Source organism: Salegentibacter sp. 24, from assembly GCF_004362395.1.
Lineage (GTDB): Bacteria > Bacteroidota > Bacteroidia > Flavobacteriales > Flavobacteriaceae > Salegentibacter.
This window is the reverse complement of the sequence record NZ_SNWE01000008.1, coordinates 138,662-163,288: the sequence shown is the minus strand read 5'-3', so window position 1 is coordinate 163,288 and position 24,627 is coordinate 138,662. Positions and strand designations below refer to the sequence as shown.

Below are 24,627 nucleotides of genomic sequence, written 5' to 3'. Positions count from 1 at the left end.
ACAAATTCTTCCTGTTATTCTTTTAAACAATAATCATCTTAAGACGAATTAAACTAATGAGCAATCATTTTTTAATTTTTCAGTTCTATTAAAATTCTCCAAAAAGAACAATATATCAGCATAAAATTACTCTTATCGGTTGCTATATCACTAACGGGGGAAAATTCCCTTTTTTTCCTCCAAATAAATTATATATATTTACCTTAATATCAGACTCTTATGTATTAATATGCATTTTTGAACAATAAACAACTAGCTATTAAAATGGCAATGTTCAATCCTGCCTTTAGAATAATATGTTTTGATCCTGGACCCCACTCCTTCCCTATTATAGAGATTGCTAAAAGTTTTTGGTAGATCTCTTTATATAGTTATACCCCCGCAGAATTTGGTGCCTACACCATCAATTATCCCTATTAACTAACTTAAATTTTAACTATGAAAAATTCAAAAACTTTATTCTATCTGGGAACGGATAGAACCGGAATTTTTGACGGCTCCCTTTTAGGGCAGAAAGTCTCCAGTAATTCAAAAGTAAAAAACTTAAAAAGAGAGGGTGCAATCCAATTTAACCAGGGAGGAACTGTATCGCTGGATGGAAGCAAAGAACTTGAAAATTTGAGTTCATTTACCATAGAAACCACTATCAGACCGAAATCACTTGGACAGCGTATGAATATAACGGAAGCTCAAAAACCAGCTATTGCTTTTTTTATTGAAGATTCCGGAAAACTTGTAGGTTCCATACACACAAAAGACGGCTGGCAAAGTGTGGATAGTAATCAGGTGAAAATTTCAACAAGTAAAGAGCAACATGTTAAATTAATAAAGGACAAAACCTTATTAACCCTAGAAATCGATGGGAAGGAAGTAGGAAAGAGGAATATTGATGATCCAATAAAACCAGTTGGTGAGAAGAGTTTTTTTATTGGATCCTGGATAGATGGGAAAAGACATTCATTCTCCGGGACAATGGCTCATTTCAGAATTCAAAAAGGGGCCATTACAAACAAAACGGAAAAACAATTACTTTCAAAACAAAATCAATTACAAGCTAAGTTTAAAAACAAGTTTCGTTTACCTAATCTCAATGTCTTTATCAATCCGGATGAAAGTTATGCAAGATTACGGACGATTAAAAATATCCTGACCGCGGTTGGGGTCATACATCTTTCGGATTTGTCTTCTTTAAATATCACATCAAAGACGGTGATGACACGGGGAAAAGTACTTATTGCTCCAAAAATAAAAGATAATGAGCTAAAAATAGACTGGAGTAAGTTGGCAAAGAATATTTCTTCCATTTCTACAAAAGAAAAACAACTGGTACTAGCTAAAAATCTCCTTAATAACAATAGTGTAAAATTTATTAAAAATAAAGTTAATTTAAATAACGGTTCTGATGATAGAGGTAACATTATTAGAACTGGCAGGACTGTCAGGAATATTGGTCCTTTCGAGAGAAGAGTAATAGGGAGAGTTAGTCGGGAATCACAACCATTCATTAGAGCGGAAAACATCAATCTATCTCATGCTGTTAATCTATCGGAAAATAATTTCACTTTAAAAGACAGGAATATTTTATCCTCCTTAAAAAAAATAAAACCGGAAACCTGGCCATCCACGGCAGGAAATAGTATGAAACTACTTTCGATGACCACCCTTCCTATTGATACTGCAGTTATCATCGCAGGTACTTTTAATCTAAAAGACACGGAACTGGTAATAGAACCAGAAGTGGAAACTTTATATATCATTGCGGAAAAGATCGAATGCAGTCCCTCCTCCAAAATAACCTGGCGAAGACCTGGAGGAACCACACCTTCCAGAGCAAATAACCCAGATCTTAATGGTAGAGGATATTCAGGAGTTCACCAGAAACCAAATTCTTATGATGGTTTAGACGGAGAAAATGGTCGGTCGGGCCAATCTGGAATTAATGGGGCTGCTGGAATCTCAGCGCCAAAACTGGAAATCTGGGTCAAAGACATGAATGCTATGCCTAATCTTGACCTAAATGGAGAAGATGGAATCAAAGGTGGGCGCGGTCAGAAAGGAGGAAATGGAGGAAACGGAGCGGATGGTCGTGTCGGGAGAATTAGAGATGCATGGGTTCATAAATGGTGCTATAAAGATCCTGGCGACGGAGGTGACGGTGGAAATGGCGGTCGTGGTGGCGACGGTGGCCGCGGAGGCAGCGGTGGTGACGGAGGTAATATTACTATAGGCGTTTTAGAGGGTACTTTAGAAGCTGCGGTGACAAGTCAATCCTTCAGGATTAAAAACCAAGGAGGCCAAAAAGGTCGCGGAGGAGACGGTGGAACTCCAGGTAACGGAGGACGAGGTGGAAGAAGTGGTGTGGGACAATATTGTACAGATGCGGATGATGGACACAATGGTTCCACAGGTCAACCAGGAAACTCTGGACAAGACGGTTTTGATACGGGAGGAGATGGTAAAATAGATTTTGTGGAATTCTCTGAGGATGCCTGGGAAGATATCCTTACCCAACCTTTTATTTCAGATATAGAACCTGATTACATTTTTCCTTCTGATACTCTTAATATAAAAGGAACTCGATTCACTTCTAATGACAAAGTTTTCTTAGATAGCCATCTCCTTGCCCCTACTGTTAATGCCGATGAGAGCTTGACAATAACGGTTCCAGCTGGAATCAGCGGTGGAGAAAAAATTGTTTATATAAAACGCCAGGATGGCACCGAGAGTAATCGACTTCGAATATGGATAAAACCGCAACTTAATATCTTTACTGGAGTTTTAATGCCTGGAAATCAAATTAATATTTCCGGAAAAGCTTTTTTAAATGGAGCATTGGTAATTGTCAATGCTGAAGCTGTACCAGCAAACTACATTAATGCAAACACCCTGAGCTTTCAAATGCCTGGAACCGGAGGGGCAGGAAATACCCAAAGTCTGAAATCATTACAGGTAAAAAATCCTGATGGAATGATGAGCAATATTAGAACAGCATATAGTCCAGATATTTTGGAAATCCCATTCCAATTTCCGCTACATTCATTTGAATTTAAAAATTTTGATGATGGATCTCCTTCCTGGAATACTTATTTAAAAACTTTTGGCGAAGTAGAAGTCTGGCATGAACAATTGGATCCTATTTTCGGTCATCCTGTTTTAACAACAGCATTCTATGGGTTCTACAATTATTTCTTGAAAGGTGAATCTAATGGCGGGCTTGCTACCGGTTTCTGTACAGCACTGTCTGCAATTGTGCTGGATGAACTTTGGCAAGGAAGTACGAATACTTTTTCTAAATACGGAACAAATCCGAGCGCTGAAATGAAAAAAATGTTCACGGCAATCCATGGAAAACTTCTTAGCCGAGAGTCATTAATAGAATTTCACGATCAAGGAAGGCAGGGTAACGCCAGGGTGATTCAGACATATAGGGAAATTGAACATGTATTTTTCAATGGCTGCGATAGAAATAACGCCCCAATGTTATTTTTCATTCCTTCCGGGGCAATATGGGATGCCGGATATATAGATAAATTAGGTGAAACCCATTGTATCGTACCTATTAGATTTGTATATCCCGAAGGTCACAGCGGTCCTCGACCCGATGGCACCACAGATCCGGACAGAGTAAGACTTTATTGCTGGGATTGTAATCATCCGTATGACCCAGATCCAACTGTAAACGATTATGAAAATTGTTATGTAGAGTTTAGAAGAACAGATGGTGAAATTAGATTCGATTATTATGATGGTGGTACAACAAGAAAATTCTGCAGTGAGGAAGGAATAACTTTAGGAATTATGTCTAACGGGGATTTTCATATTGCCGATCATGATTTACCTTTCAGTGGTCCGCTTGGCTTAACCAGTTTTGTTATTGATTTCTTACTATCTCCTGCCGACCTACAGGTTACGGACGAATTTGGTTTAAGAACCGGACTATTCGGTAACCAGATAATTGCTGAAATTCCGGAAAGCAAGCCATGCTTTTTGGCAAAAGGTGCTTATCTATTACCCTCAGATACAGCCTTGACCCGTAAAATTACTGGAAATGGATCGGGCATTTACACCTATAACTCCATTACTCCTAACGGAACTTCACTGGTTATCGAAGATATGGAAACTACTATAGGTCAGGAAGATATTTTGGCAGTCAATTCAGATGGTACCCAAGTAAGGTTTACCCCAGGAGCCCATAAGAACTTCAAACTGACCGTAGCTAGAAAAGTTAATGACCAGATCAGAGCAGTTGCCATAGAAGGAATTGGCGGGGGGCCTTCTGCCGATGTTGATATTACCCTATCTCCCGAATTATCCTTATGCAGAATAGGTAATCAAAGCTCTAACAAAACAATTAACGTTAGAGCATTCACTATGAATAGTTTAACTCAGGCCCACTCAAAACTTGACCGAGGAGGTGTGGGATTACCAAGTAATCACGACCTTGTATTGGCCATAACTGACTGGGAAAATATTGAGATGTCCGTAGAGTCAGTACCTTTTGAGTAATTTTTCATTATTAAAAACTGTTCTGAATGAGTAATGCATCTGTTTTTTGCTCATTCGGAACAGTTTAATATGGAAAGTTTTTTGCCAACATATTTTAAATTCTACCCACAAAGGATGGTGGACGGATAGCACATTAAGAAAGCCTCATTTGGACAGTTTAATATTTTTGAAATGTGGATGCAGGGTGTAAAAAAAAATCTCGGTTGGAATTGAATTACTTATTAATTTTATCCAGGCCAGACCATGACAAAAAAAAGAAAAATAGAATTCGGGAAAAAAGTGATTGACAAGTTTATATCAAACAAAAGCATTTTTGATTCGGACTGAGTTTTTGCTCCAATGTTAGAAACCTAACTGAGAAAGACCTTAAGGAAGAAATGTGGGGAATAAGCCAAATGACAATGGGATAAATTATAAGTGTCCTTTTTCCTTTGATATTGGAACCCCTGAAATCGCCCAAAGCAGTTTCGACCCGGAATTGGTTATAAAGGGAAAAGCCATTCTAGTGAATAATTTTTATAAAAAAATCATCGGTCTTTATCGCCTTAAGATAAGTTATCAGGATATATTCGGTCATATCCAGAAAATGTGTGATACCGACATTTCCCATACAGGTTTAAGGCAGACCACCTATTAAATCATACCTAATATAAAGACATATTTTAAAACCGCTCTACTGTATTGCAAGTTTGATGCAATGCATTATAAGGTTAAGGTGGAGGAAAGATCACCCTTAAAACACCCTATAATTCAGGGCATTACAAAGAAAGAAAAAAGAAAGTCCCTGGTATGTCGATCTTGGGAAGCGAAGACGCTAATTTTCTGGCTAATAATTTGAAATTGTAATTCAACCGCGATTCGGTTATTACTTCGTGGAATTTGCGCAAAATACAGATAGAAAATCTTCTTTTTATTTACTGATAATTCCGGCTTGGAAATTCAGGGAGAATTTTACCGGCCTTTTTAACTTCATAAAATTTGGGCACGCTGGCTCAGCACAAATTAATTTTAATGATTAATTTTAAAGTTCAGGAACTAAATTTACAAACATTTAAAATTATAAAAATGAGAACAATTTATAAGACAAACTTTATCGTCTTGTTACTTGCCGTATTTGTGAGTTGTAAGGAAAAGCAATCGGTAGAAATAAATACTCCAGCCGAAATTAAGCAAAAAACAGAAAAGACTGCTGATATTGCAGATGTAGAATTTATGGACGGGTTAACCGGTAAGTTATGGCACAATTATCTGCAAATTAAAATGGCTTTAACTGAATCTGATTCAGATCAGGTGCAACAAACAGCCGATAGTATGACAGAAACATTAACTGAAGAACTAGTAGTATTGAAATCTCTTACCCTTGAAATTTCAGAGACTGATAACATCGAAGCTCAACGAGAATTATTTGCCCGATTGACAGAAGAAATTGGACCATTGTTTGAAGATGCTCTTTCGGGCGGTACGATCTATAAAAAGCGTTGTCCAATGGCTTTTGACAATAAAGGAGCTTTCTGGTATGCCGATATAGAAGAAATATCCAATCCGTATTTCGGTGAAAAAATGCCCAATTGCGGTTCTGTGGTAAAAACCATTTCAAAAGAACAAGAATAAACCAACGATTGATGGTTTTGTCATAAGCACTTGCTTAGTATTTTATAATTAAAAATTAGACGGACACCAAAAACATTAATCACCATAAACTTATAAATATGAATTCAGCAGCCAAAAAAACCAGCGGAGTTAAAACCGGAATGTATACCAAATTTATAATTATGCTAGCCCTTTCATTTATAGCAATGTACATAACGATGTATATGAACACTTATGAATGGGACCACGTTTGGTTTAGTCTAACAAGGTTCTATATGGTTTGTCTGGGTATTGCCGCGATGGCAGTAATTATGCTAACCACGATGTTGGGAATGTATAAAAATCGAAAAAAAAATATTGCCATATACATAGGCAGCCTGTTGCTTTTTGTTAGTGCACTGGGTTTGGTAAGGGCACAAATTCCAGTTGGTGATGTTTTGTGGATGAAAGCAATGATACCGCATCACTCCATTGCTATCTTAACCAGTAAAAGAGCAGATATCAAGGATCCCGAAGCCCAAAAACTTGCCAAAGAAATTATTGAAGCACAGAAAAGAGAAATTGCAGAAATGAAAAAAATAATTTATAGACTTGAAAACAAGGGAGACTAAAATGCTACCCTATTTATAAAATAGGAAATTGTGATTATATTTTTTAACTGTGAGTTTTCAGGAAGCTGTGGGATTTTTCTTGCGGATTTCACTGGCCGGTTCTGGGAATAAAATAAAGGATACTATTTCAGTTCGTGTAGAGGTCCTGGTTATAAAAGAGCCTTAGTAACTAATCTAGAAGAATCTTTGAAGATTAAAGAATTCCATCATTTTCAAAAGGCACATAGCAATATTTGAAATTAAATAATAGAGGTTAACGAACATTTTTGCCTTAACACAACAATTAGGCTTTAGGCCAATTAGACTAAATAATTTTTTGATATGGCGAAAAACTAAAAAGCCCAAAAACGGTAGTTTGTGGAGCTATTTGAGATATTTTAAAAGTTAACAAGCGGAGCGATTATCGCTTTGAAAACTTGTTTTTTTTTCTCCGCATAATACTAGTGAAATTTAGCTATTTTGTTCCCCAAGTAATATACTCAATCTGCTGGTTTTTTTGAATTATCCTGAGCTGAAGATAACTTTATAATTGACTAATTTTTCTCGATAGGGTTGTTTTCAGACTCTAGCATCTTGGTGAATCTTTCAACATATTTTTTATGGGTCTCAGGACTAATAGTTATGTTTGGGTTATTCACATATTTAAATGGGTCTCGCCTGTAGCGGTATCTGAGCTCAAACAGTTCATTCTTGGTGGTCTTGATATATCTATTCAATTTTAGCTTAAAAGACTGTGGAGGTTCAAGTCTTTCCAGAGAAGCAAACTTAAATTTGTAATGATTACGCCTGTCGGCAATCTCCAGGATCAGACCTGGAAGACCGTTGAACTTGAATGGCCCGTCCGAAACTGGTACGTCCTCTGTGAACCAGGCGATGTAATCTCTGCCCGCGTAGCTCGTAGTGGCTTTCTGAACCTTGTAATCCCCTATCATCTTAGTCTCATTATGGAGCTGCCATTTGAATAGATCTAATTCCTGCTCGTAATAGAAAAAGTCTTTAGCAATTCTCATTGTATAAAAGAGCTTGTTGTCCTCTGGACTCTTGATAATGGTATATGGAAAGTCAGTCTGACCTTCTTTTGCTGTGGAACCCGAGTTACCCTTAACGATAAGTTCTCCCCTGAAAAATTTCGCCCTACTTGAGAAGGCCGAATGATCATCGCCTACAAGCAATATCATCATATCCTTCTTTTTGCTATCCAGCTTGGTACTGTCCAAGGCATAGGTAAGCTCATAGGTCACCTTGTATTTAAAGTCGGCTATTATTTTTTGAGAGAAGGAATATATAGGAATCAATAAAATAAATAATTGCAAAAATCTTAAAATCATTGAAAAGAATTATTTAAGGTTAATGGCCTTCCTAAAAAGAAGGCAAGTTCGATTTGTTAGTTTAACTAGCCAAGTTGATTTTAGTCTTTCTACTGTCCTAATGTAGCGAAACTTTCTTACTCTCCGGTTTTTGATTAAATTTTCTATTTAAGAACAGTTACTAAACATATTCCAAGTTCATCCGGACTTCATTTATTTTTTAAAATTCTCCTATTCTTCAGCTATCTATTGAATTGAGCAATTTTTTGATTAAAAAAATAATAAACAAACCTATAAGCAGGTTATCACGGACTTTCGAAATTAATACAGGGTAGTGATCTCTTTTTGTTCATCGGTCATCTTTGGTTTACCCCGACCCGGAAAACTGTTCTTTCCAAAATCCTTTTGTTCTTTACGTTCGCGGTAAAGTACAGCAGGGAGAATACCTAACTCCTCTCATACTTGGGAAACACTGCCTTTAGAATAACTTAACTTTACTGTATTTTTTTAAAATTCTAAAGTGTAATATTTTGGTTTTGGTTTCATCACTGTAAATATAATAACCAACAGCTTTTAACTCAACTTACCGTCCAAGCTAATGTATTAAGTCCACAATACTATAGCTAACACCATAACCCTACAGGTCTATTCTCAATTACATTATAAATAGAAGTACGAACGCTTCAGCAGAATCCTTGAATGCAAAAATAAAAGCGTTTAGAGCTCAGTTTAGAGGAGTGAAAAATGTAGAATTCTTTCTATATAGATTAACCACAATTTTTGCCTAAACACAACAATTGGCTTAATCCATATAAACAGGCACCTCTTCTGGCACCTAAAAATATAAAACCCCGTAAACACTGGTGTTTCGGGGCTTTTCAGCGGAGGAAGAGGGATTCGAACCCCCGGACCTGTTACAGTCAACAGTTTTCAAGACTGCCGCAATCGACCACTCTGCCATTCCTCCAATAAAGAACTAAGCTTTTCTGCTTAGCGGATGCAAATATAATAAGGTTTTACAATTACACACAATCTTTCCTGGAAGTTTTTTAGTCTATTTTGAAATTACCTAATTATCAGTGACTAGCATATTAAAAAAAAATTAAGAGTTCCCCTTTCTAAAAATTAATATCTTTCTAACAATTTAGTTTTAGAAAGAATTTTTAAAATATTATCCAATTTATCGAAATGCTTTGCTGCATTCTAAAATACAAGTCCTATTATGAATAAAATCCCATTTTTTACTTATTCTTTTGGTTTCATCCTATTTTTATTAAGTTTTTCTTCTCTAATAGGCCAGGAAACAAATGAGAATTTAAATGAGAACATTAGTCCAGAGGAACAACCTGTACACTTCTATACTTCATATTCTAAGCCTCAGAATGCTATTGATGGTTTTGGTTACTATAAATTATATAACAACACATTGAACTACGAGACCAATAATTGGTATATTTCCTTGGGTGCAGGGCTTTTAGAACAGAACACAATTTTTAATAATAAAGCTCCTGCATTTTCAGGCAGCCTTAATGCTTATTTTGAGTATAAAATTAACAACACCTTCAGTTTTTATTTATCCGGGCAATATTTAACACCTTCCTTTAATGAAGAAATTAATTTGCAGGATATTTATATGCATCCTCTATTTCCCCAAACTGAATTAGGCACAGGATTAAAAGGTAATTTTAATAATGTGACTTTAGATGTGGGGGCAAGGACCATTTTTAACACACAGCTTAATTCACAAGGACCTAGCACTATATTAAATTCTAAACTTTCTATTGGATTTTAGAATATATAACAAAAAATAGTGATAATCCGCTATGAAATATTTTTTAAGCCAATACCTAATAATGAATCCAGTATGCAATCGAATCACTTTTAAAATTTTAAAACCTAATGAAAAAAATATTAGCGACTTCAATATTCATCCTTTTAAGCAACCTATTGTGTGCGCAAAAACCAGATTATAGTGAACTTATGAAACAGGATTGGGCCAATCTTAAAAAATATAATGCCGAAAATAAAAAAATAATCGAATCTCAAATTTATCCTGATGTAGTTTTTATCGGAAACTCAATTACGGAAGGCTGGGTAGCCTCACAACCAGAATTTTTTAAAAATAATAATTATGAAGGACGCGGTATTGGAGGTCAAACCACTCCTCAAATGCTCATCCGTTTTATACCAGATGTCGTTAATCTACAACCGAAAGCAGTTGTAATTCTTGCTGGTACTAATGACATTGCTGGCAACACCGGATTTTCGTCAGTAGAAATGATTACAAATAATATTCAAGCAATGGCTCAACTGGCTAGAGCAAATAATATTAAAGTAATCCTCGTCTCTATCCTACCCGTTTATGATTATCCATGGCGTCCAGGTTTGAAACCGGTTAAAAAAATTGCACAAATCAATAAATGGATAAAGGACTACGCCAGGAAGAACGCTCATACTTATCTCGATCTTTTTACTCCTCTAAAGGATAAAAACCAAGGTTTGCCCAAAAAATACTCTGACGATGGAGTTCATCCAAATCTTGCTGGATATAGGATTATGGCTCCTCTCACCAAAGAAACTATTGAAAGAATATTGCAGCTTTAAAATAAAGAAAGTTTTGCAGAATTCTCTGAAATTTAAACCTAAACTATTATCTTGCTGCGACTTTAATAAAAACTTCAAAAATATTTTAGGAAGTATTAATTGCACAAATTTAGATAAACTATGAAGAAAATGCTTTTAGTGGCCCTTTCTGCCGGCATGGTAGCCTGTGGCACACAAAAAAATGTTGAGAATGCAAACCCGATGGAGTATGCTGAAACCATTACTGTACCTGAATTAAAAGATCATCTCTATACCTTTGCCAGCGATGAATTTGAAGGACGTAATACAGGAGAACCAGGACAAAAAAAAGCAGCGCAATACATTGTTGATGAGTATGAGGAAATAGGGATTGAAGCTCCCGAAGGTTATGATGATTATTTTCAAGAAATCCCAACCGAATTCTTTGATGGAAAACTTAAAGATTCTGAAAACGTACTAGGTTTTATTAAGGGAAGCGAAAAACCAGAAGAAATATTGGTGATAACCTCTCATTATGATCACGTAGGTGTTGATGAAGAGGGTAATATATTTAACGGTGCCGATGATGGTGGTTCAGGTCCTGTTGCTATTTTGGAAATTGCAGAGGCTTTTAAAAAAGCACAAAAAGATGGTTACACCCCTAAACGATCTATCCTGTTTATTCACTTGACTGCTGAAGAAAAAGGACTTTTAGGCTCTAAATATTATGTTGAAAACCCTGTATTTCCTTTAGAAAATACCGTTGCTAATCTTAATATGGATATGATAGGCCGCATAGATAAGAAGCACAAGGGTAATGATAACTATATCTATCTTATTGGGAGCGATAAATTAAGTACCGATCTTCACGAACTTAGTGAAAATGTGAATTCGGAATATATGAATATGGATCTTGATTATACTTATAACGATGAAAATGATCCAAACCGCTTTTATTATAGAAGTGACCATTACAACTTTGCAAAGAACAACATACCTGTGATTTTTTATTTTAACGGAGTTCATCCAGATTATCATAAACCAACGGATACTGTTGAAAAGATTGAATATGAAGCCTTAATGAAAAGAGCTAAATTAGTTTTTCTCACTGCTTGGGAAATAGCTAACCGTGATGAAAGACTGGTAGTAGATAAAGCTTCAGAATAAGCGGTCGAAAATTTATTTATTTCTCCGCTGATCTTTTAGTTTCTATTTTGTAGGATACCACTTAAATCCTAAAATAAGTAGTCCATTAAATAAATGGGAACACGCTCCGATTGAAACCATTATAGCTGTGCATAAAGCTAATTTTGAAATAAAACAAAAAATCCCCGGAACTTGCCGGGGATTTTTACATTTATAATAAATACTTATTATTCTGGAAGCAATACGCTATCTATTGCGTGAATCACTCCGTTCACAGCTTGCACATCAGCAGCTATAACGGTAGAAGTTCTACCATTTGCATCGGTAATTATTACACTTCCATCTACAATATTAACAACAAATTCCCCTCCTTGTAAAGTTTCAACTACAAGATCATCAGACAAATCTTCTGATCTTACGTTATCTCCGGCAACTACGTGATAACCTAAGGTCGCTTCTAAAGTTTCAGCAGGAATATCGGCAAGGGCATCTAATTCCAGTTCATCCAGCAGAGCTACAAAAGCTTCGTTGGTTGGAGCAAATACCGTAAATGGTGCTGGATCTTCTGTCATCATTAAAGTTTCTACAAAAGTAAAAGAATCCTCCCTGGTAAGTGCCTGTACAAGAACGTCAAAATTTGGGTCGGCAGTTGCAAAAGTTGTTATATCCGGCAAACCTATTACAGTATCTACCGCGTGGATAATACCATTATCTACTTCTATATCAGCCGAAGTTACTGTAGACATTCCATTAATGCTAACTCCATCATCAGTATTAATATACAGGCTCAAAGGTTCTTCAGAAACTCCCCATACAGCCATACTAGGTATATAACCTGTACTTAAATCCGTGGACATAATTTCTCCCGTTTGAACATGATTTAATAGAACCTGGGTTAATAAATCTACTGGAACATCATCGAGGGTATTGAACCCATTGTCATTTAAAAAAGCAGTAAAAGCAGCATTATTAGGGGCAAACACCGTGTAATTATCGGTTCCGGTAAATGTTGAAGTCAAACCGGTAGCTTCTAAAGCAGCCAATAAAGCAGAATAATCTTCGTTTCCAGCTACAAAATCGGCTATTGTATTTGTTTCAATTTCAATTGCTTCATTTTCCGGAAGAAGTACCGTATCTATTGCATGGATTACCCCATTATTTGCCTGAACATCGGTTGCTACTATTGTGGCAGTTCTTCCATTTTCATCTGTAATTGTCACATTTTCTCCAATATTAATCGTGAAACTTCCGGTTTCAAGAGTTTCTACTACCATTTCATCAGTGAGTTCCCCAGAGCGAACATTAGCCCCAGTCACCACGTGATAACTTAAAATACTCGATAAAAGATCGGCGGGAATTTCGCCAAGGCCAGCTAATTCAAGCTCTTCAAGGACACTTTGAAAAGCCGCATTTGTTGGTGCGAATACTGTAAATGGAGCTGGAGCATCTGTCATCATTAAGGTTTCAACAAAAGCAAAAGATTCATCTGCAGTAAGTGCCTGTACTAAAATATCAAAATTAGGGTCGGCGGTTGCGAAAGTAGTTATATTAGGCAAGCCTATAACTGCGTCTACTGCGTGAATTACACCGTTATCTACCTCAACATCGGCGGTAGTAACTGAAGAAACTCCATTAATAGTTACTCCATCCGATGTATTAACATATAAGCTTAATGGAGCTTCAGATGCCATTCCAGTGGCCATACTTTCAATATAACCAGTGGTTAGAGCACTAGACATAATTTCACCCTCTTGAACGTGGTTAAGAAGAATTTGAGTTAAAATATCTACAGGAACTTCTTCAAGACTGCTGAATCCGTTAGATGACAAGAAAGTATTAAACGCGGCATTATTAGGAGCAAATACCGTGAAATTTGCAGAACTGTTTAAAGTCTCATCTAATCCGGTTACTTCTAAGGCAGCTTCCAGAGAGGAATAATCATCGTTTTCTGCTACAAAATCAACAATGGTATTACTAGGCATTATTACATCACCTCCATCATCGTCATCACTGCAGGAAAATAGGCCCAGAACCATAAAGGTCAATAAGGCTAGTTTAGTAAATTTAAAAGTTTTCATAATTCTAAGTTTTTGTTACGGGTTAAAAGTAAATCAGAAGTAGTATATTTTTTGTTTATTGTTTGTTAATTATTTTCAAACAATAGTTAATTGTTTAATTTTATTTAATTACTATTAAACAATAAATTGTAATTCACCTACCCGCCAACACAATAAATAATGCGTCTCTACGCTTTATTACAGTACCTATTTAAAATTGAATATATTTACAACAAATTAATATACACGTTATGAAAAAACTTTTTTTAATGCTTTTCAGTATTGCACTACTAGTATCTTGTAGTGAGGATGATGATGCAAATGGTGAGGATGATATTTTAGGAACATGGTATGCTGTAGAAATCACAAACCCCCCAATTGAAGGATTTGTGCTTAGTGAATGCAATCAAAATTCAAATATAACTTTTAATCCAGATTTTTCTACTTACTCTGAGTTTTACTCTGAAACTGATGGAAGCTGTGAAATAGAAGACAGCTCTGAAAGTACCTGGAGTAAAGATGGTGAAATATACACCTTCACAATTCCGTTTGAAGGTATTGGTCAGTTGAATGGTAGAGCCGATTTCAATGGCGACACTTTTATTTTCACACCTATAGCTTCTCCTGAAACCAGTATTGTTTTTGAAAAATAATTAAAATTTATTCTTTTACAAAAAAGCGATCCAGGATTTAACTTCTGGATCGCTTACTTTTTATACTCCATCCTCTTAATTCAAGCTTTCTTATAAAATTTCGTAATTTCGCAAGCGCTTTTCCGACTTTAAACGGAGAGGATTTCAATTTTATTTTTATGAGCAAGAAAGTAGTTGTGGGTTTGTCAGGTGGAGTAGATTCGAGTGTTTCAGCATATCTTTTGCAGAAACAGGGCTATGATGTAATTGGACTTTTTATGAAAAACTGGCATGACGATTCGGTAACCATTTCGGATGAATGCCCCTGGCTGGATGACAGCAACGATGCAATGATGGTAGCTGATAATCTTGGGATTCCTTTTCAAACAGTGGATCTTAGTGAGCAGTATAAAGAGCGTATCGTAGATTACATGTTCAACGAATATGAACGTGGTCGTACCCCAAATCCGGATGTGCTTTGCAACCGGGAAATAAAGTTTGATGTTTTTATGAAAATTGCGCTTTCCTTGGGAGCCGATTACGTAGCTACGGGACATTATTGTCGAAAAGATGAAATCCAAAAAGACAAGGAGACTATCTATAGGTTACTTTCGGGAAAAGACAATAATAAAGACCAATCTTATTTTTTATGCCAGCTTACTCAAAAGCAGCTTTCTAAAACCTTGTTCCCAATTGGTGAATTGCAAAAATCCGAAGTGCGTAAAATTGCAGCGGAACAAAAATTAGTAACGGCAGAAAAAAAAGATTCACAAGGTCTTTGCTTTATAGGGAAAGTAAGATTACCAGATTTTCTTCAACAGAAATTACAACCTAAAGAAGGCGAAATCATTGAGATTCAAGCCGAAAAGCATATATTTTCTACTGATATTCCCAAGTTTAGTAATAAGAAAGAGGAGCTGGATTTTCTTGCAAGAAAATATGAATATTCAACTAATGATGGAAAAGTTGTTGGAAAACATCAAGGCGCTCATTACTTTACAAAAGGTCAGCGCAAAGGTCTTGCTGTTGGTGGTACGCCGGAACCATTATTTGTTATTGATACCGATGTTGTAGAAAATATCATTTATACCGGACAAGGAAAAAATCACCCAGGAATTTATAGGAAGGCGCTGTTTATTAATAAAGACGAAGTTCATTGGGTCAGAAAGGATCTTACAATACATACAGATGAAACCTTAGAAGTAAAAGCTAGAATCCGATATCGCCAACCTCTACAGGATGCAACCTTGCACCAAACTGAAAATGGAATGTACGTGGTTTTTAAGGAAGCGCAAGCCTCAATTACTGAAGGACAATTTGTTGCTTGGTATGATAATGAAGAATTATTAGGTTCAGGCGTTATTTCTTAAATTGGGAAAAATAGAAGCAAATGTCCAAAAATAAGATCACTCAGCTCTTTAAAATTAATTATCCCATTATCCAGGCCGGAATGGTTTGGGCTAGCGGTTGGAAACTCGCTAGTGCTGTAAGTAATGCCGGAGGACTCGGTATTATAGGAGCAGGCTCTATGTATCCAGAAATTTTAAAAGAGCATATTGAAAAGTGTAAAAAAGCAACGAATAATCCTTTTGCAGTAAATGTACCCCTTCTCTATCCTGATATCGATAAAATCATGGAAATTATTATTCAGGAAAAAGTTGAGATCGTTTTTACTTCTGCCGGAAATCCTAAAACCTGGACAAAATATTTACAGAAACACAATATTAAGGTGGTGCACGTAGTGAGTGGTGTAAAGTTTGCTCTGAAGTCTCAGGAAGCCGGTGTGGATGCTGTTGTTGCTGAAGGATTTGAAGCAGGTGGACATAATGGTAGAGATGAAACCACCACTTTTACCCTAATACCGATGGTCAAGGAAAAGATTACCATACCATTAATTGCTGCAGGTGGAATTGCCACAGGCCATGGAATGCTTGCCGCAATGGTTTTAGGGGCTGATGCAGTACAGGTAGGTAGTCGTTTTGTAGCCTCTTCTGAAGCTTCATCACATAAGAATTTTAAAGAAATGATAATAAAGGCACAGGAAGGAGATACTCAGTTAACCTTAAAAGAATTAGCCCCAGTAAGATTGTTGAAAAATAAATTTTTTGAGGAGGTCCAAAAATTATATGCTAAAAATCCGTCTAGAGAACAGCTTATTGAACTTTTGGGCCGTGCACGGGCTAAAAAAGGCATGTTTGAGGGAGATCTTGAAAATGGTGAATTAGAAATCGGACAGATTTCCGGATTAATTCATGAGATTAAACCTGCTGCTGAAATTGTAAAAGAAATGATGGAAGAATTTGAAATTGCCAGGAAAGAAGTTTTAGATTTTTAACCAGGGAATATATTGCTATTAGTACGCCCTTATAAATCGTACCAGCTTAGAGAATTATTTTGAATCCAGTTTATTTTTTCAATTTCCAGACCCAAACCTGAACAGCAAAACAAAAATTCACAAAAAAACAAGCGGTTTATAAATATTTAAAATGAATAACCTTCTCCATTTCCGGATGAAGACTCTCCAGTACAGGACAGGTTCTTGCAGTATGTTCCAGAATTTTTTGTGATTTTCCTGAATAAGCTTCAGGAAAAGTAATGGTGATCTCCACTCTAGAAATCCGTCTCGGATTGGCAGCCATAGTTTTGGTTACCTCGGCTGAAGTGCCCTTTAAATTCAACTGAAGATCTTTAGCCTTAATTCCCATCACAGTAAGCATACAACTTGCTAGAGCCGTTGCCACCGTATCGGTTGGGGAAAATGCCTCACCTTTGCCATGGTTATCAATGGGAGCATCTGTAATTATTGTAGAGCCACTTTTAAGATGCATGGCTTCGGTTCTTAAACTTCCGGTATAAATTACTTTACTGGTCATTAGCCACTTCTAAATTAAGTTCTTCATCTAAACTCATAATATAGACTGCGTTATTATAAAAACCTCCATCCCGCTTGGGTGTATAATGAAACTTATTCTCGTGATATTCCGTAAAACCTGAATATTTTTCAAAAGAATCATAGAGATTTTCAGCCGAAGCCAATCGCAATAATACATCTAAAGTAAGATCATAGCCTCTTACTACATATTGATTAGGGATCATTCCAAATTCTTCGGTATATTCTGCAATAAACTCTTCTGAAGAGGCAGTATCATACTCTTTATCTACAGAGGGATAATGAAAATTAAGACGGCCCAAATGCTCATTATCCACAATATCATCCTCAAAAGCGCTATTTTTGTTAGTTGTGAATAATTTAATTTGATGTTCTCTTGCTAAACGGTTTAATGCCGAAGTTGCACTACTTATCAAACCTATATTTGAAGACTCAAGAATCACCCAGTTTTCCTTAGTTTTAGAAAGGTGTGCTTTAATTTTTTCTGCACTTATATAGGCATCAGTAGGAAGAATTGTTTTGGAATTTGGAATTAATTGGATGAGTTCATTTTTCACCTGATTACTAGCGCCATCGGCAATAATAATTACATTTTTACCTAAGGCATTTTTTTCTAAATAATCGAACATTGCGCTTTTTAAAATCTCATCGGTGGGACGTGATTGAAACAGATTAGAATAAGATCGCATCTCTCGATTAGACAAGGGACTTATAACAGGAATATTATATCTGCTTAATTTTGAAGCAGCGGTTTCAATGGTATTTTGTACCAATGGACCAATTACAGCATCTACATTACTAAAATCATTGGTATTGATAATATTGATAACCTCCTGCACGTTTCGGCGTGTATCATAAGTTCTAACTCGGGTTGAAATTCCCATTTCCTGTGCATCTTCTATCGCCATAAGTACTCCTCTATAAAAATCTAAGGAAATACGCATAACACGATTATCCAAAATGGCATCTTTATAAGCTGAAAGAGAATCCTGCTTGATGTCATTGAGATGATAAGGCAACAGAACCACGAGTTCTTTGGTTTGGTAATTGCTTATTTTATTAGAAAGATCTAATTTATTATTTGTATTTGCGCCTTGCGTAGCACTGGTCATTTCTTCATATTCACCTTCCGAAAAGTTGCCCTCATTTAAGTCCGTATTAGGAACTTTTAGGACCATTCCTATCTTTAACCCATCTTCCAAAGCCGGATTTAAAGATAATAATGAATCCTGTGGAACGTCAAACTTCCGGGAAAGACCGAATAAGGTTTCTTTTGGTTTTACTTCATAAAATTGAAAAACCTCGTCTGTTAAAATAACAGGTTCATCTAGAACATTGGTTCCCACACGGATCATTACACCAGGATGTAAAACGTCCACTTTTGGATTTAATTCTTCAAGTTCTTTAACGGTTAGTCCATATTTACGGGCAATCCCATATTTGGTTTCTTTTGGTAAAACTACGTGCTCTCGAGTATCAGGGGTTTGTTGGTTTGAAGGAATAGATGCCTGAGAATCTACAGCAGAAGATACTTCCGCAATAATATTAGATGCTTTTTGCTTTTGGGGAATTAAAATATCTTCTCCTAATTGTAATTCCTCAGCATAAAGATGTTTATTAAACCTTTTAATTTCATCAATTTCAACATTGTAATCCTTTGAAAGTCGGTACAAAGTTTCCTTTCGTTTTACCTTATGAGTAATAAACTGAATATCTTCACTTACTGAGGGAAGCTCTTCTTTTTCACTTATCGGGATCACCAATTTCGAAGATATCTCTAATTTGCCTTTGGCATCTGGATTGTATTTATAAATCGCTTCTTCTGAAACATTGTAGGATTTGGCGATACTATATACAGTTTCCCCTGCTTTCACCGTATGGTATTTAAATTCCTGAGCCGAGGCTGCCAGGCTTGACAACTGAAATAAAAAGCAAAATATTAAAAGGTATTTCATATTCTTTGGTTTAATTAAGCGCAAAAATTATTCCCATTCAATAGTAGCCGGTGGTTTTGAACTTATATCATACACTACTCTATTAACGCCTTTAACCCGATTTATTATAGTATTCGAAGTTTTTTGCAGAAACTCGTAGGGCAAATTAACCCAGTCTGCAGTCATCCCGTCGGTAGATTCTACGGCTCTTAAAGCTACAACTTTTTCGTAAGTGCGCTCATCTCCCATAACTCCAACAGAACTTACCGGAAGTAAAATAGCTCCTGCTTGCCATACTTTATCATATAACATCCAGTCTCTTAGTCCCTGGATAAAAATATGGTCTACTTCCTGAAGGATTCTCACCTTTTCCGCGGTAATATCTCCAAGAATTCTGATAGCCAATCCCGGACCTGGAAAAGGATGCCTTCCTAATAATTCTTTATCAATTCCCATTTCGGCACCCACTCTGCGCACTTCATCTTTAAACAGCATTTTTAAAGGCTCTACAATTTTCAGCTTCATAAAATCTGGTAACCCCCCCACATTGTGGTGTGATTTTATCGTTGCCGAAGGTCCTCCATTGACCGAAACTGATTCAATTACATCAGGATAAATAGTTCCCTGTGCTAAATAAGTGACATCTTTTATCTGGTGAGCCTCATCATCAAATACTTCTATAAAGGCATTACCAATTGCCTTCCTTTTTTCTTCAGGATCGCTTATTCCAGCTAAGGCATCCAGAAATCGTGCCGAAGCATCAACCCCCTTAACGTTTAGGCCCATATCTTTATATTGATGCAAAACACTTTCAAATTCTCCTTTCCGAAGTAACCCGTTATTCACAAAAATACAATAGAGGTTTTTTCCGATAGCCTTATGCAATAAAACAGCAGCTACACTGGAATCAACACCTCCACTTAAACCTAGAACTACTTTATCATCACCTATTTTTTCTTTTAGTTCTGAAACCGTTAAATCAACAAATTTACCCGGGGTCCAGGTTTGCGCCACTCCTGCTATATTTACCAAAAAATTTTCTAACAGCTGCTTACCATCAGTAGAATGATAAACTTCAGGATGAAACTGTATTGCAAAGGTTTGTTCTCCTTCAATTCTATAAGCTGCGTTTAAAACATCCGTAGTACTAGCTATTCTCACACTATTTGTTGGTAACTCTTTGATAGTATCACTGTGGCTCATCCAAACCTGAGAATTCTCCATGATTCCTTCAAAAAGCGGTTCGGCATCCTTAATTACTGAAAGATTTGCCCTTCCATACTCACGGGTTTCCGAGGCTTCTACTTTTCCGCCATGGAAATGGGCAAAATATTGTGCACCGTAACAAACTGCTAAAATTGGAAGTTTACCGCGAATTTTGGATAGATCGGGATGCGGTGCATCCTCTCCTCTAACAGAAAACGGGCTCCCAGAGAGGATGACCGCCTTAAAACTTGAAATATCCTCTGGGATTTTGTTGAAAGGATAAATTTCGCAGTAAATATTGAGCTCTCTTACACGCCTTGCGATTAGTTGCGTGTACTGCGAACCAAAGTCTAAAATGAGTACGTTTTTTTGCATAGACAAAAGTAAGAATTTGAGGCAAAAATAAAATAACCAGCGGGTTTATTTTCTATCTTTATTCAGAACAAACTTTTTATATATGAAATATTTGAGTGCCATAATTTTTGCCATTGCAATTGTATTAGCTGCCTGGTTTCTGGGAGAGTCTTATGTCAGTAGAGCTAATCCAGACGGAGTAATCTCTGTAACCGGTTCTGGAAGCGAGAACTTCATATCAGACCTAATTGTATGGGAAGGCAGTTTTAGTCGTATGAGTCCAAACCTAGAACAAGCTTATAAAGATTTAAACCGTGACAAGGAAACTGTAAGTAAATATCTGATTGAAAAAGGAATCGACCACGAAAACATTGTATTTAATTCGGTACAAACTACAGAGCAAAGGGAAAATCAATATCAGAACGGAAATTATATTGGAAGTATCTTTCAGGGTTATCAACTTACCCAAAATGTAAAAATCGAGTCCAGCGAGGTGGAACTAGCAGAATCCGTAGCCCGTGAAATTACTGAATTGCTTAATAAAGGCGTGCAATTTAATTCGACGCCACCAAGATATTATTACACCAAACTCGCTGATTTAAAGATTGAGATGATTTCCAAAGCTACGGAGGATGCTAGATTAAGAGCAGAGCGAATTGCCGTAAATAGCGGTGGCAATTTAGGTGAATTGAAAAATGCGAATATGGGTGTTTTCCAGATCACCGGCCAAAATAGCGGAGAAGATTATAGCTGGAGTGGTGCCTACAATACAGCCGATAAAAGAAAAACCGCATCTATTACAATGCGGTTGGATTATGAGATTGATTAATAAAATTGCTGAAATTTTAATTCAAAGTATCCAAAATAATATCAATATCTTCATCGGTAGTATCCGGATTTATAAAGCAAAACCTCACTACCGTTTCCTTTTTCCAGGTGGTAGGAGTAACCAGTGCCAAACCATCACGATGATTTTTATAAGTCCAGTCCCTGTATTGTTCCGGACTCCAACCTTTTCTTCGGAATAAAACCACTGATAAACTCGCGGGTCTTACCAGTTCGAGGTTCTCCCGTTTTTCAATCTTACGGGCAGCAATTTGGGCCAGGGAAATTCCGGTCTCGATTGCCTGACGGTATTTATTGGTCCCGTGCATTGCCAAGGAAAACCAAAGAGGCATTCCTCGAATTCTTCGTGTTAACTGAATTTGATAATCGGCTGGATTAAATCCCTGGGCTCCTTCGTCTTTAAAAATTTCGAGGTAGGCACCCTTTTGAGAATGAGCATTTTTAGCCAACTCTAAATCCTTATAAATCACCGCCCCACAATCATAAGGAGAAAACAGCCATTTATGGGGGTCAATGGTAATACTATCCGCTTTTTCAATCCCATTGAATAAATGCCTTACGGATGGTGCAGCCAAGGCTCCACCTCCATAGGCGCAATCAACGTGAAACCATACCTTTTCCTTTTCACAAACTTCGGCAATAGTATCTAACTGATCAATAATGCCGGCATTGGTAGTTCCTCCTGTAGCTACTACTGCAAAGAGCCGGTTCCTGTCTTTGGCTTCAAGTTCGTTTATGCCGTTTTGCAATTCCTGGCCAGTAAGGTTTTCTTTCTGGCAATCTATCATAACCACATCAGCATCAATTACTTTGGCCATGGCCTGTATGGAACTATGTGCACCATTGGAAGTAAGCAGCAGAGCTTTTTTTCCTACGTTCTGGCTATCACGGTTACGCCATTCTTCACGTGCTGCAACCATTGCCGAAAGATTTGCCGCCGTACCACCACTTGTAAAAACACCAAAAGCGCCTTCAGGTAAACCAGTAAGTGAAACCAACCATTTCATTGCCTGATTTTCACAAAAAATACCACCTGCACCTTCCATCCAGTAAGCACCATGAATGCTGGAAGCCGAAGTTACCAAATCGAACATAATTGCAGCCCGGGTTGGTGCAGCAGGTACGAAAGCCAAATGTCTGGGATGATCAATTGGCACGGTTGCCTTTACAAGGACATCACGAAACAATTGAAAGGCATTTTCGCCCCCAATTCCTTCCGGGGTTACCGTTTCACCAACAATTCGAAATAATTCGTCCTCCTTTTTAGGAGCTCCCATTTCAGGTGTAATATTCGAGATACGGTCTATGGTATACTTCATAACATCTAAAGTCATTTCAACCAAATCCATATCTATGGTATGCATTTTATTCTTTTCCAAAAGTCAAAATTTTAAAATCCGCCTCTAGCGGGTTTAATTCTTTTAATAATACTGTAAATAATTCCTTACCATATTCGGCATAAATCTCCGAAAAATTGGTTTGTCTTTCCTGCAAACTTTTATTCGGAAAAAGCTCATTCTGCAGCTCGGCAATTCTATTTACCTCATCTTCCAGTTTTCGTTTTTGTGCTTTTAAAAGGCGCTTTTCCAAATTATCGAGGCCCTTTAACTGTTTAACTTCCTGAGCTTTTACTGCACCGAGAAAAGATTTATCGGTGTGCTCAGCCAGCTCGTACATTTGCTGAAATTGCTGGACTAAATGTTCTTTCTGCCTAGAAAAATCGATATCAATATTGGAAATTTGTCGAACTTTTCTATTGATAAGTTCGTGCTGTTTTAAAAACAGTTCTTTTTTTGAAATATTAAGCCTGGCACATTTTTTTTCTAATTTTTTCGACTGAATCAATACCGAATTCCGAAGTAACAGAACCGGAAAAACTACCTGTTCGGACTCGAAATATTCTTTCAGTTCCAACCAGTAAGCCAATTCCCCGCCGCCCCCTATGTAACATAGATTAGGCAAAATCACCTCCTGGTATAAAGGTCGCAACACCACGTTCGGACTGAATCGTTCAGGGAAATTCATTAATTCCTTCTGTATATCGGCCCTACTCCAATGAATTTCCGTTTCGTGAACAAAATATTCATCATCCCGTTCCAGAATCCGTTCCCGAAGGCCGTTTTTTAAATAAAACAAATTGATCTCCCGTGGATTCACCTGGACTTTATAACCAAGCTGGTTTAGTTTTTCTGCTGTGGTCTTGGTTGTCTTATGTGAAATTTGCTTTAAAAGTTCATTTTTCGCATATGGGATAAATAATTCTTTTAGTTCTTTCTGCTGTGCATCCAGAATAACCAAACCTTCTTCTCTAAATAGCTTATTTGCAAGATGCAAAGTAGCTTCTGTTAGATTATCGTGCTCCAGGTAAGAACTTTTAAATAATTCCCTTAAAAAATCTGAATTTTTTCCTCCACCAATTTCAGCCGAAAAAAGTTTGAATACATCCTTAAGACCTGCCGTAGATAGTTTTCCCACTGCAGCATTACCGGCATCCCTGGGTGCATTGGCCCACTGAAACTTTTTTCCATTCAGATTGAAGAAATTAATTTCCTCAAAATCGTGATCTTCCGTGGCCATCCAGTAGACAGGAACAAAGTCATTTTCAGGATATTTTTTCTTTAAATTTCGGGTAAGGTTTATCGTAGAAACAATTTTATATAAAAAATAAAGCGGCCCGGTAAACAGATTAAGCTGATGCCCTGTTACCACCGTAAAAGTTTTAGTCCTTCCAAGCGCTTCAATATTCTTTCGTGTAGCCTCGGAAGTATCCAGCCCTGAATATTGCTCTTTTAATACTTTCACTAGAATTTCCCTATTTTTCCTAGGAAAAGAAGATTTTTCTTCCATTTGTGCCTTGAAATTCTCCAGTTTAGGAAAACGATTATAAAAGGCTTTTAATTCCTCTTTTTCGGAGAGATAATCTAAAATAAGATCGGTAAAATAATTGGTTTCTTTGTACGGAATACAGTCGGTTGGCATTAGCAAT

19 protein-coding genes, 1 tRNA gene and 1 pseudogene are annotated in these 24,627 nt (G+C 36.8%); 12 read left to right on the top strand and 9 right to left on the bottom strand.

Features of this window, described 5'->3' with window-relative positions:
- Positions 1–438 precede the first annotated feature (438 nt).
- From DET49_RS07900 to DET49_RS07885, 4 genes are all read left to right on the top strand, one after another.
- Complete coding sequence (locus DET49_RS07900; RefSeq protein WP_133547551.1) at positions 439–4,506, top strand: LamG-like jellyroll fold domain-containing protein; 4,068 nt, start codon at positions 439–441, stop codon at positions 4,504–4,506.
- Positions 4,507–4,885: 379 nt separating this feature from the next.
- The gene (locus DET49_RS07895; RefSeq protein ID WP_133547550.1) at positions 4,886–5,143 is read left to right on the top strand and encodes a hypothetical protein; all 258 of its coding nucleotides are present in this window, start codon (positions 4,886–4,888) and stop codon (positions 5,141–5,143) included.
- Between the two features lie 428 nt (positions 5,144–5,571).
- Complete coding sequence (locus DET49_RS07890) at positions 5,572–6,117, top strand: DUF3347 domain-containing protein (RefSeq protein ID WP_133547549.1); 546 nt, start codon at positions 5,572–5,574, stop codon at positions 6,115–6,117.
- A gap of 98 nt (positions 6,118–6,215) precedes the next feature.
- Positions 6,216–6,707 (top strand): DUF305 domain-containing protein, encoded by a 492-nt coding sequence (locus tag DET49_RS07885; RefSeq protein ID WP_133547548.1) that lies wholly within the window; start codon positions 6,216–6,218, stop codon positions 6,705–6,707.
- Positions 6,708–7,240: 533 nt separating this feature from the next.
- Here DET49_RS07885 and DET49_RS07880 read toward each other — a convergent pair.
- Positions 7,241–8,035, bottom strand: a complete 795-nt coding sequence (locus DET49_RS07880; RefSeq protein WP_133547547.1) for a GLPGLI family protein — start codon at positions 8,033–8,035, stop codon at positions 7,241–7,243.
- Positions 8,036–8,341: 306 nt separating this feature from the next.
- Positions 8,342–8,560 (bottom strand): annotated as a pseudogene (locus tag DET49_RS07875) (transposase); the annotation flags it as partial.
- 149 nt (positions 8,561–8,709) lie between these two features.
- On the opposite strand from DET49_RS07875, the gene DET49_RS18675 reads away from it, so the two are divergent.
- Entirely contained in the window at positions 8,710–8,802 is a 93-nt protein-coding gene (locus tag DET49_RS18675) for a hypothetical protein (protein ID WP_243729576.1), read from the top strand.
- Positions 8,803–8,896: 94 nt separating this feature from the next.
- Here the strand turns inward: DET49_RS18675 and DET49_RS07865 are convergent.
- Positions 8,897–8,981, bottom strand: a tRNA-Ser gene (locus DET49_RS07865).
- 255 nt (positions 8,982–9,236) lie between these two features.
- On the opposite strand from DET49_RS07865, the gene DET49_RS07860 reads away from it, so the two are divergent.
- The 3 genes from DET49_RS07860 (at position 9,237) to DET49_RS07850 (ending at position 11,743) form a co-directional block, all read left to right on the top strand.
- On the top strand, positions 9,237–9,806 hold the full coding sequence (locus DET49_RS07860) for a hypothetical protein (RefSeq protein WP_133547546.1): 570 nt from the start codon (positions 9,237–9,239) through the stop codon (positions 9,804–9,806).
- A gap of 107 nt (positions 9,807–9,913) precedes the next feature.
- Entirely contained in the window at positions 9,914–10,618 is a 705-nt protein-coding gene (locus DET49_RS07855; protein ID WP_133547545.1) for an SGNH/GDSL hydrolase family protein, read from the top strand.
- 120 nt (positions 10,619–10,738) lie between these two features.
- Entirely contained in the window at positions 10,739–11,743 is a 1,005-nt protein-coding gene (locus tag DET49_RS07850) for a M28 family metallopeptidase (protein ID WP_133547544.1), read from the top strand.
- A gap of 206 nt (positions 11,744–11,949) precedes the next feature.
- Here the strand turns inward: DET49_RS07850 and DET49_RS07845 are convergent, their stop codons facing one another.
- Positions 11,950–13,800 carry a fasciclin domain-containing protein gene (locus DET49_RS07845; protein ID WP_133547543.1) on the bottom strand — a complete coding sequence of 617 codons (1,851 nt, stop codon included), beginning with the start codon at positions 13,798–13,800 and terminating at the stop codon, positions 11,950–11,952.
- Positions 13,801–14,030: 230 nt separating this feature from the next.
- Here DET49_RS07845 and DET49_RS07840 point away from each other — a divergent pair, with 230 nt between their 5' ends.
- The 3 genes from DET49_RS07840 (at position 14,031) to DET49_RS07830 (ending at position 16,746) form a co-directional block, all read left to right on the top strand.
- On the top strand, positions 14,031–14,432 hold the full coding sequence (locus DET49_RS07840) for a lipocalin family protein (RefSeq protein ID WP_133547542.1): 402 nt from the start codon (positions 14,031–14,033) through the stop codon (positions 14,430–14,432).
- A gap of 158 nt (positions 14,433–14,590) precedes the next feature.
- Positions 14,591–15,781, top strand: a complete 1,191-nt coding sequence (gene mnmA, locus DET49_RS07835; protein WP_133547541.1) for a tRNA 2-thiouridine(34) synthase MnmA — start codon at positions 14,591–14,593, stop codon at positions 15,779–15,781.
- 20 nt (positions 15,782–15,801) lie between these two features.
- Positions 15,802–16,746 carry an NAD(P)H-dependent flavin oxidoreductase gene (locus DET49_RS07830; RefSeq protein ID WP_133547540.1) on the top strand — a complete coding sequence of 315 codons (945 nt, stop codon included), beginning with the start codon at positions 15,802–15,804 and terminating at the stop codon, positions 16,744–16,746.
- Between the two features lie 136 nt (positions 16,747–16,882).
- On the opposite strand, the gene DET49_RS07825 is transcribed toward DET49_RS07830, so the two are convergent.
- From DET49_RS07825 to guaA, 3 genes are read right to left on the bottom strand one after another with little or no spacing between them, the layout of a single operon-like run.
- On the bottom strand, positions 16,883–17,284 hold the full coding sequence (locus DET49_RS07825; protein WP_133547539.1) for an OsmC family protein: 402 nt from the start codon (positions 17,282–17,284) through the stop codon (positions 16,883–16,885).
- The gene (locus DET49_RS07820; RefSeq protein ID WP_133547538.1) at positions 17,274–19,256 is read right to left on the bottom strand and encodes a LysM peptidoglycan-binding domain-containing protein; all 1,983 of its coding nucleotides are present in this window, start codon (positions 19,254–19,256) and stop codon (positions 17,274–17,276) included. The genes DET49_RS07825 and DET49_RS07820 overlap by 11 nt, the downstream gene beginning before the upstream one ends.
- Before the next feature lie 27 nt (positions 19,257–19,283).
- Positions 19,284–20,816 (bottom strand): glutamine-hydrolyzing GMP synthase, encoded by a 1,533-nt coding sequence (guaA, locus tag DET49_RS07815; RefSeq protein WP_133547537.1) that lies wholly within the window; start codon positions 20,814–20,816, stop codon positions 19,284–19,286.
- A gap of 82 nt (positions 20,817–20,898) precedes the next feature.
- Here guaA and DET49_RS07810 point away from each other — a divergent pair, with 82 nt between their 5' ends.
- A complete protein-coding gene (locus tag DET49_RS07810) occupies positions 20,899–21,624 on the top strand; it encodes an SIMPL domain-containing protein (RefSeq protein ID WP_133547536.1) in 726 nt (241 codons plus the stop codon).
- A gap of 16 nt (positions 21,625–21,640) precedes the next feature.
- On the opposite strand, the gene DET49_RS07805 is transcribed toward DET49_RS07810, so the two are convergent.
- Both DET49_RS07805 and bshC read right to left on the bottom strand, forming a co-directional pair.
- The gene (locus tag DET49_RS07805) at positions 21,641–23,005 is read right to left on the bottom strand and encodes a pyridoxal phosphate-dependent decarboxylase family protein (RefSeq protein ID WP_133547567.1); all 1,365 of its coding nucleotides are present in this window, start codon (positions 23,003–23,005) and stop codon (positions 21,641–21,643) included.
- A gap of 1 nt (position 23,006) precedes the next feature.
- Positions 23,007–24,620: a bacillithiol biosynthesis cysteine-adding enzyme BshC gene (gene bshC / locus DET49_RS07800; protein WP_133547535.1), complete on the bottom strand. Its 1,614-nt coding sequence runs from the start codon at positions 24,618–24,620 to the stop codon at positions 23,007–23,009.
- Positions 24,621–24,627 lie beyond the last annotated feature (7 nt).

Coding starts and splice junctions, on each gene's coding strand:
- DET49_RS07900 (WP_133547551.1), top strand. CDS start 439: ATGAAAAATTCAAAAACTTTATTCTATCTGGGAACGGATAGAACCGGA.
- DET49_RS07890 (WP_133547549.1), top strand. CDS start 5,572: ATGAGAACAATTTATAAGACAAACTTTATCGTCTTGTTACTTGCCGTA.
- DET49_RS07885 (WP_133547548.1), top strand. CDS start 6,216: ATGAATTCAGCAGCCAAAAAAACCAGCGGAGTTAAAACCGGAATGTAT.
- DET49_RS07880 (WP_133547547.1), bottom strand. CDS start 8,035: ATGATTTTAAGATTTTTGCAATTATTTATTTTATTGATTCCTATATAT.
- DET49_RS07860 (WP_133547546.1), top strand. CDS start 9,237: ATGAATAAAATCCCATTTTTTACTTATTCTTTTGGTTTCATCCTATTT.
- DET49_RS07855 (WP_133547545.1), top strand. CDS start 9,914: ATGAAAAAAATATTAGCGACTTCAATATTCATCCTTTTAAGCAACCTA.
- DET49_RS07850 (WP_133547544.1), top strand. CDS start 10,739: ATGAAGAAAATGCTTTTAGTGGCCCTTTCTGCCGGCATGGTAGCCTGT.
- DET49_RS07845 (WP_133547543.1), bottom strand. CDS start 13,800: ATGAAAACTTTTAAATTTACTAAACTAGCCTTATTGACCTTTATGGTT.
- DET49_RS07840 (WP_133547542.1), top strand. CDS start 14,031: ATGAAAAAACTTTTTTTAATGCTTTTCAGTATTGCACTACTAGTATCT.
- mnmA (WP_133547541.1), top strand. CDS start 14,591: ATGAGCAAGAAAGTAGTTGTGGGTTTGTCAGGTGGAGTAGATTCGAGT.
- DET49_RS07830 (WP_133547540.1), top strand. CDS start 15,802: ATGTCCAAAAATAAGATCACTCAGCTCTTTAAAATTAATTATCCCATT.
- DET49_RS07825 (WP_133547539.1), bottom strand. CDS start 17,284: ATGACCAGTAAAGTAATTTATACCGGAAGTTTAAGAACCGAAGCCATG.
- DET49_RS07820 (WP_133547538.1), bottom strand. CDS start 19,256: ATGAAATACCTTTTAATATTTTGCTTTTTATTTCAGTTGTCAAGCCTG.
- guaA (WP_133547537.1), bottom strand. CDS start 20,816: ATGCAAAAAAACGTACTCATTTTAGACTTTGGTTCGCAGTACACGCAA.
- DET49_RS07810 (WP_133547536.1), top strand. CDS start 20,899: ATGAAATATTTGAGTGCCATAATTTTTGCCATTGCAATTGTATTAGCT.
- DET49_RS07805 (WP_133547567.1), bottom strand. CDS start 23,005: ATGCATACCATAGATATGGATTTGGTTGAAATGACTTTAGATGTTATG.
- bshC (WP_133547535.1), bottom strand. CDS start 24,620: ATGCCAACCGACTGTATTCCGTACAAAGAAACCAATTATTTTACCGAT.